This window comes from Candidatus Photodesmus blepharonis, from assembly GCF_000731795.2.
In the GTDB taxonomy this organism is placed as follows: Bacteria; Pseudomonadota; Gammaproteobacteria; order Enterobacterales; family Vibrionaceae; genus Vibrio; species Vibrio blepharonis.
Window position 1 is genome coordinate 15,138 of record NZ_JGVK01000014.1, and the last position, 12,662, is coordinate 27,799.

Genomic DNA, 12,662 nt, shown 5'->3' on the forward strand with positions numbered 1-12,662 from the left:
TTTTGAAACTGGTACTAGACCCTCATAACATAATTGAAAGACACATACTAACAATGCTTGTACAATATAATAATGAGCAATGGGGAAGCACTTGTATCAAAATGTTTAAAAGAAGCGACACTATCGGCCGTTCCTGGCTGCTTAAACAAGTTCAAAAGCATAAATCCAAGCTTTTATTCGCTAATATTATTGCCGTTTTGGCTACATTGATCAGTGTTCCCATTCCTCTTCTCATGCCACTGATGGTTGACGAAGTGTTGCTAAATCAACCTGGAAGTGGTCTAAAAATTATGAATTATCTTTTACCGATCTCAACACAAACTCCGACTGGTTATATTATCTTAACTTTTTTATTAGTTATATTAATGCGTATCTCGAGTCAATTATTAAATATTCTTCAAGGCCGACAGTTTACCTTTGTTTCTAAAACGATCACTTATAAAATGCGTACTAAAATGATCAATAAGCTTGGCCGAATTAGCATTAAACAATATGAAGCTCAAGGTAGTGGTGCAATTAATGCGCATTTAGTTACAGATATAGAAACCATCGACGAATTCGTTGGCAGCACACTAAGTAAATTTATGATCAGCCTGCTAACCCTATTAGGTACTGCCTTAGTCCTTTTATGGTTGGAATGGAGATTAGGGCTTTTCATTTTATTGGTAAACCCAATTGTCATTTATTTCTCTCGAAAACTAGGTAACAGGGTTAAGCGTCTTAAAAAACAAGAAAATCAATCATTTGAAAAATTTCAAAACCGTTTAATCGAAACACTAGATGGCATTTACCAACTCCGATCTTCCAATAAAGAAAAAGAATTTTTAAATCAATTAAAAATTCAAGCGAACCAAATTTGCTTAGATGCTAATGAGTATGCTTGGCAATCAGAAGCAGCAGGTAGACTTTCTTTTTTGCTATTTTTGCTTGGATTTGAACTCTTTAGAAGCGTTGCCATGTTAATGGTACTATTTAGCGATCTTAGTATTGGACAAGTTTTTGCGGTATTTGGGTACTTGTGGTTTATGTTAGGTCCAGTTCAGGAATTGCTTGGTATTCAATTTTCTTGGTATAGTGCAAAGGCAGCGTTAATACGTATTAACGCGCTACTTAGATTAGAAGAAGAGTATAGACCTAAGAGTAAAATTAATCCATTTCGAAATAATAAAAATATAGAAATACATATTGATAACCTTAACTTTGCTTACGATGAGGAAAATCAAGTTCTAAAAAACCTAAATTTAACTATTCCAGAAGGAAAAAAAGTTGCTTTAGTTGGAATTAGTGGAAGTGGTAAGTCTACATTAATCCAATTACTACTGGGAATATATCGTCAAACATCTGGTACCCTTCGATTCAACGGCATACCTAGTGATAGTATTGGTTTTAATATTATTCGTCAACAAATTTCTGTCGTTCTGCAGCAACCTATACTTTTCAATGATACCTTAAGAAACAATTTAACACTTGGCAGCCAACATGACGATATACTACTTTGGCGTATATTAGAAGTAGCGCAACTAGATGATATAACCTCTCAATTAAATGCTGGTCTAGATAGTCAAATCGGTCGTAACGGAATTCGCCTATCTGGTGGTCAACGCCAACGTCTAGCAATAGCCCGTATGATTTTAAGCAATCCAAAGTTTGTGATTTTAGACGAAGCAACCTCGGCATTAGATACCGAAACTGAATCTGCTTTACATAAAGCACTAACTAAATTTTTACAGGGTCGAACAACCCTTATGGTTGCTCATCGACTCTCAGCAGTAAAACAGGCAGATCTAATCTATGTTCTTGAAGATGGTCGGATCAGTCAAAGCGGAACTCACGCTGAGTTAGTTAAACAAAAGGGTTTATACAACACTTTGTACGGTACTTTCCAATCTAGTTTCTAAAAAAATCGAGTTTATATCCTCTGAAATTTTCAATGTATTCAAAGAACCTAGATATATAAAAGCATTCTAAATCTCTAAGTTAATATTCTATCTGTTTTTTTGCAATTATTTTATAAGCAGAGTAACTCCGAGACAAGTTTATCTACTTCAGTACTTGCATTACCATAACGTTTTTCTTGAAATACATTTTCTATAGGAGTTTTTTCTAAATTGATTTCGATAGTATGAGCACCGCATATTTTAGCGTCGTATACAAAACTAGCAGCTGGATAAACAATACCCGAAGTACCAATAGAAACAAATAAATCAACTTCGTTTAATGCTGAGTATATATCAGCCATTCTCAACGGCGTTTCTCCAAACCAAACAATATGCGGACGAATTGGTGAGGGAATACGACAGCAACGGCAGACCTCATCAACGAGAATATCACTTTTATGCTCTATCACTTGACCAGAGGTAATACAGCTAGCTTTAAGCAATTCACCATGCATATGAATGACATTTTTGCTGCCACCACGCTCATGAAGGTTATCAATGTTTTGTGTAATGATAGTTACTTTACCATCTAATTCTCGTTCAAGCCTACCAAGTGCCTTATGAGCTAAATTGGGCTGAATATTATCAAATTGCAACATTCGGCGACGTTGATTGTAAAATTCTTGTACTAAATAGGGATTTCGTATGAAACCTTCTTTGGTGGCAATATCCTCAATCCGATGATTTTCCCATAAACCATCCTTAGATCGAAAAGTTCGTATACCAGATTCTGCAGAAATACCAGCTCCTGTTAGAATTACAACATTGTTATATTGCATACACTAATATCCCTTTTAAATAAACTAAAAAGAACAATATACATATTGTTAAACCTCGGCGTAGTTTATGATGAAAAAGAAAATTAAATGGTTAAATAAATTTAAAATCGTTTATCTAAGGCAATCTTAAATACTTGTTAAGTTATAAAGTATGAGATCAAAAATACCGGCGATAGGAATCAATACACATTGCGAGAAAATGAAACGATCTGAGAATGAATATTTGAGAAGAATATAGAATACATTTCGATAGCACACAAATCATTTATTAATCCTTCAATTCCTCTTGGATCGCTGATTGATATAAGCACTCTAAGCCTTTTATATAGCATATAGCTTGAATATTTCAATTTTTTTGAAAAAATAAAATTTGCAATCAACGATTAATTTTTAGGAAGAAGTTCTTCTAAAAAGCGAATACTTTTAACTAATTCAAGGTATGCTTCTCTATGATGTAGTCTCGTTTAAAACACTACTGATAAAGTTTCTCTTTGCTGCTACAGTGTATACATCATAAATTTTATTCAAGAGTAAAAAATCTCGCTAACTAAATTAACTTTTAGCACATTTAGAAGAACATTTTATAAAATGTACAGTCATTATTATGCATTGTTTAAACAAGACTTACTTTGATAAGCTTAATCCTCTATAATCAGGAAATTAATTCAATTATATATAGCCTTCAGCTGAAATATCATTCTTTTACGTGTTGAAAAACAAGCTTTTCCAGGCAACATTTTTGTTTTTGAAGGATTTTATAGCACTGGAGATGTTTTTTTATTTTAAAAAGAAAATGTGGTTAAATTTAAAATTGGAAATATTCACATGAGCGCTAAAAAGCAACTTGAACAAAATTATAATTACACGGTCGTTCGTCAATTTACTATTGCAACAATTTTGTGGGGAATTGTTGGAATGAGCATCGGTGTTCTGATCGCTGCTCAATTAGTTTGGCCACAACTAAACTTTGATATACCATTGCTGACCTATGGCCGTTTGCGTCCTTTACATACTAATGCAGTTATTTTTGCATTTGCAACAAGTGCTCTCTTTGCAACGTCTTACTATATTGTTCAACGCACCTGTCAAACTCGCCTATTTGGAGGATTACTTGTTACCTTCACGTTTTGGGGATGGCAAACAATAATTTTTGCTGCTATTGCTACATTGCCTCTTGGTTTCACCTCAGGCAAGGAGTATGCAGAACTCGAATGGCCTATCGATATTGCTATCGCTATAGTTTGGTTTTTCTACGCAATAGTATTTTTTGGAACTTTAAGAAAACGTAAAGTCTCTCATATTTATGTAGCAAACTGGTTTTTTGGTGCTTTTATAATTACCGTCGCAGTATTACATATTGTAAATAGCATGGCTATTCCTGTATCCATAAGCAAATCGTATTCAATTTATTCTGGTTCTGTAGATGCTATGATTCAATGGTGGTACGGGCATAATGCAGTAGGGTTTCTATTGACAGCTGGATTTTTAGGTATGATGTACTACTTCGTACCTAAGCAAGCTGAACGTCCTGTCTATTCATACCGCTTGTCTATCATTCATTTCTGGGCTCTTATATCTCTTTATATTTGGGCAGGACCTCACCATTTACATTACACTGCATTACCAGATTGGGCTCAATCCCTAGGTATGGTAATGTCACTCATTCTATTTGCTCCTTCGTGGGGTGGCATGATTAACGGTATTATGACCTTGTCTGGAGCATGGTATAAACTTCGGCATGATCCTATCTTACGTTTTTTAGTCGTATCTCTTTCATTTTATGGTATGTCAACTTTTGAAGGTCCAATGATGTCAATTAAAACAGTTAACGCCTTGTCACATTATACTGACTGGACTATTGGTCATGTTCACTCTGGTGCATTGGGTTGGGTTAGTATGATAACTATCGGTTCTATTTACCATTTAATCCCAAACTTGTTTAACCAAGAGCGTATGTATTCTATCACCCTTATTAACGCTCATTTCTGGTTAGCAACAGCTGGAATAGTACTCTATATAGTAGCTATGTGGATATCTGGCGTGATGCAAGGATTAATGTGGCGCGCAATTAACCTCGACGGAACACTAAAGTATAGTTTTACAGAATCTGTTCAAGCGTCTTATCCATTTTATTTCGCTCGTTTTTTAGGTGGCTTAATCTTCTTGGCTGGTATGTTTTTAATGGCATACAATACATATAAAACTATTCATGCAAAAAAAGATACTCTTAAACTTGTTGTTAATAACATAACGTAAAAATGGATCTCGAGTATGAATTCAAAAAATTACCATGAAATCCTTGAACGAAATGTTGGTTTGTTTTCCATTTGTATAATTCTTGTGATCAGCCTAGGTGCTTTAGTTGAAATAATACCTCTTATTTTTCAAAAACAAACTACAGAACCTGTTAAAAATTTACGTGTTTATAGTGCTTTAGAAATGGAAGGACGTGATGTCTATATACGGGAAGGTTGCAATGTTTGTCATAGCCAAATGATTCGTCCTTTTCGCTCTGAAACTGAGCGTTACGGTCATTACTCTGTAGCAGGAGAAAGTGTCTGGGAACATCCTTTCCTTTGGGGATCTAAACGTACAGGCCCTGATTTGGCTCGCGTTGGTAGCCGTTACTCGGATGAATGGCATCGTTTACATTTACTAAATCCACGTAATCTAGTTCCAGAGTCGAATATGCCTGGTTTTCCTTGGCTAGAAAAAAATCTTTTGAATGCAGAGTTATCTGAAAAGAAATTGAAAATTTTCAAAAATAAATTTGGTGTTCCATACACTGATGAACAGATTTCAAATACATTAAAAGACTTGAAAAATAAAACAGAAATGGATGCCATCATTGCTTATCTTCAATCTCTTGGTCATGCAATGAGGTAGGAAAATCATGGATTTTATTATTATTCATAGTATCTGGACTATTCTCTTGCTTATCAACTTCATCATCATAGTCTGGTGGACATATGGAAAAAAGCGTAAATCTGATTTTGATAAAGCAGCGAATCTTATTTTTACTGATAACAAACGTATTTCCAATTCAAATAATAAGGAGTAATGTAAATTAATGACTAAGTTTTGGAGTATTTGGATTATCGCAATTACTATTATCACCTTGCTTTCTTGTGCCACTCTACTAGTTTGGTGCTTTCAAAACAAAACAGGTATTGGTGAAGGTAAAGATATGGGACATCAATATGATGGTATTCGCGAACTTAATAATCCTCTTCCAAAATGGTGGACTTATTTGTTTATCAGCACCTTTCTTTTCTCTGCAATTTATCTAATCCTATATCCAGGACTTGGTAATTTTTCAGGTATATTGAAGTGGCAAAGTTCAAACCAAACGGTTCAATCTTTACAAGAATCAAAAGTTTCTATTGCAGAATCGCAAAAAAATAGGCGTCTTGTACAGTACGCAAAAGAACTTGATGATGCTGACACTTATTTTAGCAAAGCGTTTAAAAACTTAGCATATCAAACAAATAGCAGAACCTTACAAACTTTACCTAAGATAGCGCAAAATACTAACGCCCTAAGAGTAGGACAACGTTTATTTCTTCAAAATTGTTCACAGTGCCATGGTTCTGATGCTCGCGGTCAAAAAGGTTTTCCTAATCTTACAGACAATGATTGGTTATATGGTGGTAAACCTCATGAGATTGTCGAAACAATCATGCAAGGGCGTATTGGTTCTATGCCTTCTTGGAAAGAACGTTTCGATAAACAAGAAATTAAAGAAATCGTTAGTTACACACTTAGCTTGTCGGGTCGTTCAGTAAACTCTAGAGAAGCTGAAGCAGGTAAGATACATTTCGTTGTATGTTCTGCTTGCCATGGTGCTAATGGAGAAGGTAACAGTACCTTAGGAGCTCCCAATTTAACCGATCAAAATTGGTTATTTGGTGGCTCTCGTGCTGACGTTACTGAAACAATAGTGAATGGCCGTTCCGGTGTAATGCCAGCTTGGAAAGATCTTTTAGGTGAAGATAAAATACAACTTGTTGCTGCTTATGTATGGAGTTTAAGCAATTTAGATAATGATTAAAAATAACAGTTCAATAAAACATTTTTCTGTGCTAAAACCTTGGTACAAACAGTTTTGGCCTTGGTTTCTGATTTTCTTTCCTCTAACTTCTATAATAGCAAGCGTAATTACCATCGTTATCTTTTCTAAAAATTCCGTTTCTTTAATCACTGACAATTATTACACTAAAGCAGCAAGTATAAATACTAATCTTTCTAAAATTCAAAGAGCTAAAAAACTAGAATTATCTGCTTATATCTATTCTGAAGGAAAAAATGTTTTTATTTTTCTAAATAAGGGTCAATTAGAGTATGATCCAACAATACTTCATATATTTTTTACTAATCGCACGTTGCCAGATCGTGATTTTTCTCGTTTAGTTTATTTAGATGAAAATAACCAATATCGCTTATTCTTAGAAAACGAACTCACAGGTCTATGGTTCATTAAAGTGACTCCTCTTGAAGAACACTGGATAATTCAAGGCAAAGTTAATTTCCCTTCTTCAATACGATTGATAAATTAATTACATGCGCAAATCATGCTATCACTGCGGTGAAGATATAAAAACTAATGAAAGGTACACAGTAAAAATTTTAGGAGAAATTAGAAGTATGTGCTGCTTGGGGTGCCAAACAGTTTCTCAAGCTATCTTGGATAATGGCCTTGCTTCCTACTATCAATATAGAACAGCACATGCTGAAAGAACGAACTCTGTTCCCGAACAGCTGCAAAATTTGATTCATTATGATGACAAGCAAATCCAATCAGAATTTGTACGCAATAATGCGAATATCTCCGAAGTTACATTAGCTCTTGAAGGAAGTTCTTGTTCTGCTTGTGCTTGGTTGATTGAAAAACAATTATCTAACAAGCAAGGAGTTATTTCTATTCGGGTTAGTATTGCAACCAATCGAGCATTATTGACTTGGGATAACACATCTACAAAATTGAGCGCACTCTTATTTTTGATCCATCAATTAGGATATAAAGCGATACCCTTTGAAATTAATAATCAAGAAGCTACATATCATAGATTAATGAGGCAATATCTCTGCCGTTTAGGTGTAGCTGGCTTAGCTACTATGCAAGTTATGATGTGTGCTATTGTCCTTTACTTAGAAATTTTTGGTGATCTTGACTCTGAGTTCAAAAACTATTTCCGCTGGGTTAGCCTCATTTTTACAACACCAGTGCTTTTATACTCAGCGTCGCCTTTTTACTTAAATGCATGGAGAAGTTTAAAAGGAAAAGTAGTAGGAGTGGATGTTCCTGTCTCAATTGCTTTAATTCTTGCATATATTTTTAGTTTAACTGCAACGATTACAAAAAAAGGCGAAGTATTTTTTGAATCAATCTCTATGTTTACTTTTTTCTTACTCATCGGACGTTTTCTCGAAATGAGAGCAAGAAAAAAATCCGTAGTAAGTACTAATCTTTTGAATCTAGCGCCTAATATAGCCAATACTTGCGAAGGGAAAAAAATCCCGGTAAAAGCTTTAAAAATTGGTCAAAAAATACAAGTCTTCCCCAACGAGTATATTCCAATTGATGGAAAAATTATACTAGGCAATGTTTACATTGATGAATCTATGCTAACTGGCGAATCCATTTCAGTAAAAAAAATCCCTGGTGATATAGTCTATGCTGGCACTCTGAATGGCAATGAATCATTTACGTTGGAAGTTTGCACTACAAAATCAAATTCAATGATCTCAAATATCATTCGTCTACAAAATGAAGCTCAAATATCTAAACCCAAAATAGTTGAAATTACTGATGTTGTTGCCCGTCATTTTGTTACAGTAATCTTGATTATTTCTGCTTGTACCTGGATTTTTTGGCATAAAACTAGACCAGATGATGCTTTTTGGATCATGCTATCTGTACTTGTTTCGACATGTCCATGCGCTCTTTCACTCGCTACTCCTACTGCTTTAACTTGTGCGACTTCAAGAGCTGGGAAGTTAGAAATATTATTACGCAATAGTCATGTCTTTGAAACTTTCTGTAAAGTAAATCACTTAATTGTAGATAAAACTGGAACATTAACTCATGGTCAAATTGAAATTTGTGACATAACGACATACTCAACTTTTACTGAAGAAGACTGTTTAGAAATTGCAGGAACTTTAGAAATGTACACAAATCATCCCATAGCGCACGCATTGAAACAGTATCAAAATAAAGCGCTAAAAATTGAACGTGTTAAAAACATTGTTGGCTGTGGATTGCAAGCTTATTACAAGGGAAAGTTACTCAAAATTGGTAACGCAAAATTTGCTCTTAATTCAGATAAAAAAGTGAAAATGCACAGTTTTTATCTATCATTAGACAACAAGCATATTGCTACATTTACATACACAGATCCTATTCGTTCAGAAAGCAAGAGGTTTGTTGACTACTTTAAAAATATAGGAACTAAAATCACTTTGCTAACTGGTGATTCTAGTTTAAATGCTAATATTCTCGCCAAGTCGATCGGCATCGACAATGTTATTGCTGATCTAAAACCGGATGAAAAACTTTCCTATTTAGAAAAACTAAAAACTAAAGAGATTACCCTAGTGATTGGCGATGGAATTAATGATGCTCCTATTTTAGCCGCTGCACACCTTTCAATTGCTATGGGAGGCGGAACAGATTTAGCAAAAGTATCTTCAGATATGATACTCTTAGGTGACAGATTAGATCGCATTTTACAGGTTAGAGAGTTAGCTCTAAAAACTCGAAAAATTATTTATGAAAACTTAGCATGGTCATTAACTTATAACTTATTGGTATTGCCTCTAGCCGTTACTGGATTCATTCCACCTTATTTGGCTGCGGTTGGTATGTCTGCTAGCTCGGTTATAGTACTATCCAACTCTCTTCGTTTATTAAAGGAATAAGGTGAATAAATGCAAAGCCTTTATATTCTTATTCCAATTGCTTGGATCTTAGTTTCCTTAGCTATTGTAATTTTTTTATGGGCAGTTAAAAACGGGCAATTTGAGGATTTAGACCAACAAGGGTATAATGTGTTATTTGATGAGCATCATAATGACAATACTGAAAATAAAAAATAATGTATGCAGATTGCTTGATTGCTTTTTTCATCGGTCTAGTCAGTACTGGACATTGTATAGGAATGTGTGGTGGGATAGCTTCAGCACTCTCATTAAACCGAGCGCATCATGATAACCTCCTTCCTCTGTACTACAACTTTGGTAGATTATCCAGTTATACGATCTTTGGAGGGCTAATTGGTGGAATGTTTGCCTCCATCACATGCATGATCAATCTCACTAGCTCGCTTGTTTTTTTTAGGCTTATATCTGCTATCTTTATGATCATATTGGCACTTTATCTTTTTCGTGTCTGGTTTGGATTATTACATATAGAAAAAATAGGACAAATTTTTTGGAAGCATATTTCACCTATTGGTAAAATATTTTTACCCTTAAAAAAACCATTTTATGCTTTCCCTTTGGGATTTCTATGGGGATGGTTCCCGTGTGGGTTGGTTTATTCCACATTAACGTGGGCAGCAGCATCAGGTAGCATGATAAACGGTGCTATTATTATGCTCTCATTTGGTATTGGAACACTACCCACAATGCTGCTTATCAGTTACAGCTTCAATTATCTTGAAAAGCTTCAATTAACTAGATTTAATCAAAATTTAGGTGCTTTATCTATACTGATTTATGGTCTTTACACTGCATACGAATCAATCATAATGATACTAATTAGTTTTTAACTTCACTGATTGTTACTGATGATGTTAGTTAACTTACATCTTTTCTGAGTCGATTATGGTATTCTTTTATCAACACTGTTTTAAACAATTTTAGAAATGCTTGTGGAAAATTGTGATAAACTACTCGTCATAGCAGATGTTAATCGTAATGAGCAGCTGGCATTTGCTCGAGCTGCAGAAATGGTGATCCGAAGTAAAACAACCAGCTCTGTTACCTTTTTTTTGTGCGTTTATGATTTTTCTTATGAAATGCTATCTATTTTATCTAGAGATGAGCACGAAAAAATTCGTAGACAGATCATTCATCAACGCGAAAAATGGATGCATAAAACAGCAAAACCTTATTTTAATGAAAATTTCAAACTTAACATCAAAGTCGTATGGCACAACAAACCACATGAAGCTATTCTTAGGGAAGTTTTTCTTGGATCACATAGTATCGTAATTAAAAGCACGCAAAAACATGAGACACTTCAATCAATTATCTTTACTCCGACAGATCACGCGTTGCTACTTGGATGCCCTGCTCCTCTGTTGTTCGTTAAAAGTCGAGACTGGCCACAGAATGCTAGCATTTTAGGTTCGATAAACCCCGAAACTAACGCTGATATAAACTTTTATCACTACACAATGGAACAATTACACAACTTTACTAAGCAATTTAATTTGACTCCTTATATCATTAATTTCTATTCTGTATCCGACAGTAATTCTAACACTAGATTATCTAAACTAAACCCAAAAGCTTATTCTAATTTTTCATGTAAGTTCCATTTTATTTCAATAGAAACAACAAGAAAAAAACGCAATGATTCTGTAAAGCAAAGAATTATTGAAGAAGGATTACCTGAGATAGTCATTCCTACGGCTGCTAAAAAACTTAATGCAGCTATGCTAATCATTGGAATGAACCAAACAACTTCATACTCTACTAATTTTGGAGAAAATAATATTGAAAATATTATAAAAAAAACTGATTGCGATATTTTGATTTTAAAATCAGAAAGATATACTGCTTTAAATGAGAACAATTGAACTGAACAAGACAACTAAGGCTTTATAATAAAAGCCATAAACGCTCTCTTGTAATAAATCATTACTGTGAAGTAATCTACAAAAGCTCTTTTATATCCAGCACGTTATCGCTTATAAAGCAATTGAAGTATTCATATTCCATATATTTTGAACCTTTTTCAACCTTGAAAAATATCTTTTTTTCTATCTGAGGTTCCTTTTGTTATTCGTAAGTGTGCCCAATGCCATGATAAAAATAAACTTACGCATCAAATACGTGAAAATTAATGTTTTTATCGTTGTCATCGTTCGAGATAATTTTTAATTTCACTCCAAACATATTCCGATAAATTATACCTTTAACATGAAAGAAAAACGGAATGACAAAAATTAGAGCAACTCCATAAAATACCGCTGCTATGATGAACATCAACATTATCAGTAAGTATATACTCCCAATCACAATAATCTTTTTGTTTACAGCACGCAATGAAAGCAACAACGATTGTATTGGTAAAATCCTTTTTTCACAAATAAGTAAGATTGCGTTACTAAATGCTAAAGAAAAATAAAGAGATAAAAACGGCAATACCATCCCAGCCACTCCTTGAAGTATCAAGCTAAATAAAGTAGCCAAAATTACGGGAACAGTAAACTGCAAGCCCTTAGCAATATGGCGTTGTTCTGTAGATAGACCAGCAGTGTGACTCATTGCCATCAAGCTGATACCTGCGTAAATAGGAGCACTAACTACTTCATAACTAAAATTTGCTATAAAAATAGCCTGAATAACACGCTGATCAAACACCCCTGGATTTTGAAAAAAATCAACAATTTCGGACAATTCGCCAAGCTGTAGCTTAAGTGCAATATAAAATACTCCAAACTGTATAATTAAAAGTATTAAAATTGATGGGAAAAAAGATAAAAAATTTCTAATAGTATGATTCCAAGCTTCCTTAAATACCTCTCCAACTTTTAATTCATAGTCACCAGAAACACCTCGTTCAAGGCTACCACCTAAATTGAAATCTTTTTTAGAATCATTCTTCATTTTAAAATTCGAGGTTTATCCATAAAAATAAACTACCCAGAGTATTGATCAGAAGTTGAAGCTTTTAAAGCTAAATCAGATAACGTCGAAGACATCAATTTTTTTT

Annotated in this window: 12 protein-coding genes; 10 read left to right on the forward strand and 2 right to left on the reverse strand. The window is 34.1% G+C overall.

Features of this window, described 5'->3' with window-relative positions; translation table 11 throughout:
- The first annotated feature begins 101 nt into the window (after nucleotides 1-101).
- Entirely contained in the window at nucleotides 102-1,898 is a 1,797-nt protein-coding gene (locus tag CF67_RS02370) for an ABC transporter ATP-binding protein (protein WP_034413958.1), read from the forward strand.
- 110 nt (nucleotides 1,899-2,008) lie between these two features.
- On the opposite strand, the gene cobB is transcribed toward CF67_RS02370, so the two are convergent.
- Nucleotides 2,009-2,716 carry a Sir2 family NAD+-dependent deacetylase gene (cobB, locus tag CF67_RS02375; protein WP_034413923.1) on the reverse strand — a complete coding sequence of 236 codons (708 nt, stop codon included), beginning with the start codon at nucleotides 2,714-2,716 and terminating at the stop codon, nucleotides 2,009-2,011.
- Nucleotides 2,717-3,541: 825 nt separating this feature from the next.
- Between cobB and ccoN the strand changes: the two genes are divergently transcribed.
- The 9 genes from ccoN to uspE all read left to right on the forward strand — a co-directional run bounded on the left by ccoN (nucleotide 3,542) and on the right by uspE (nucleotide 11,523).
- Nucleotides 3,542-4,972: a cytochrome-c oxidase, cbb3-type subunit I gene (gene ccoN / locus CF67_RS02380; protein ID WP_034413960.1), complete on the forward strand. Its 1,431-nt coding sequence runs from the start codon at nucleotides 3,542-3,544 to the stop codon at nucleotides 4,970-4,972.
- Nucleotides 4,973-4,987: 15 nt separating this feature from the next.
- A complete protein-coding gene (ccoO, locus tag CF67_RS02385) occupies nucleotides 4,988-5,602 on the forward strand; it encodes a cytochrome-c oxidase, cbb3-type subunit II (RefSeq protein ID WP_034413925.1) in 615 nt (204 codons plus the stop codon).
- Between the two features lie 7 nt (nucleotides 5,603-5,609).
- Nucleotides 5,610-5,777, forward strand: a complete 168-nt coding sequence (locus tag CF67_RS02390; protein WP_034413929.1) for a cbb3-type cytochrome oxidase subunit 3 — start codon at nucleotides 5,610-5,612, stop codon at nucleotides 5,775-5,777.
- A 9-nt stretch (nucleotides 5,778-5,786) separates the two neighbouring features.
- Nucleotides 5,787-6,767, forward strand: coding sequence for a cytochrome-c oxidase, cbb3-type subunit III (gene ccoP, locus CF67_RS02395; RefSeq protein ID WP_034413931.1), 981 nt, complete (start codon nucleotides 5,787-5,789; stop codon nucleotides 6,765-6,767).
- Nucleotides 6,768-6,795: 28 nt separating this feature from the next.
- Nucleotides 6,796-7,272 (forward strand): FixH family protein, encoded by a 477-nt coding sequence (locus tag CF67_RS02400; RefSeq protein ID WP_034413963.1) that lies wholly within the window; start codon nucleotides 6,796-6,798, stop codon nucleotides 7,270-7,272.
- A gap of 4 nt (nucleotides 7,273-7,276) precedes the next feature.
- Nucleotides 7,277-9,637: a heavy metal translocating P-type ATPase gene (locus tag CF67_RS02405; protein ID WP_034413943.1), complete on the forward strand. Its 2,361-nt coding sequence runs from the start codon at nucleotides 7,277-7,279 to the stop codon at nucleotides 9,635-9,637.
- 9 nt (nucleotides 9,638-9,646) lie between these two features.
- Nucleotides 9,647-9,814, forward strand: a complete 168-nt coding sequence (gene ccoS, locus CF67_RS02410) for a cbb3-type cytochrome oxidase assembly protein CcoS (RefSeq protein ID WP_034413945.1) — start codon at nucleotides 9,647-9,649, stop codon at nucleotides 9,812-9,814.
- Nucleotides 9,814-10,488, forward strand: coding sequence for a sulfite exporter TauE/SafE family protein (locus CF67_RS02415; RefSeq protein ID WP_034413947.1), 675 nt, complete (start codon nucleotides 9,814-9,816; stop codon nucleotides 10,486-10,488). The genes ccoS and CF67_RS02415 overlap by 1 nt, the downstream gene beginning before the upstream one ends.
- A 102-nt stretch (nucleotides 10,489-10,590) precedes the next feature.
- A complete protein-coding gene (gene uspE, locus CF67_RS02420) occupies nucleotides 10,591-11,523 on the forward strand; it encodes a universal stress protein UspE (RefSeq protein ID WP_052538060.1) in 933 nt (310 codons plus the stop codon).
- A gap of 241 nt (nucleotides 11,524-11,764) precedes the next feature.
- Here uspE and CF67_RS02425 read toward each other — a convergent pair whose 3' ends face one another.
- Nucleotides 11,765-12,556: a hypothetical protein gene (locus CF67_RS02425; RefSeq protein WP_034413951.1), complete on the reverse strand. Its 792-nt coding sequence runs from the start codon at nucleotides 12,554-12,556 to the stop codon at nucleotides 11,765-11,767.
- Nucleotides 12,557-12,662: the final 106 nt, after the last annotated feature.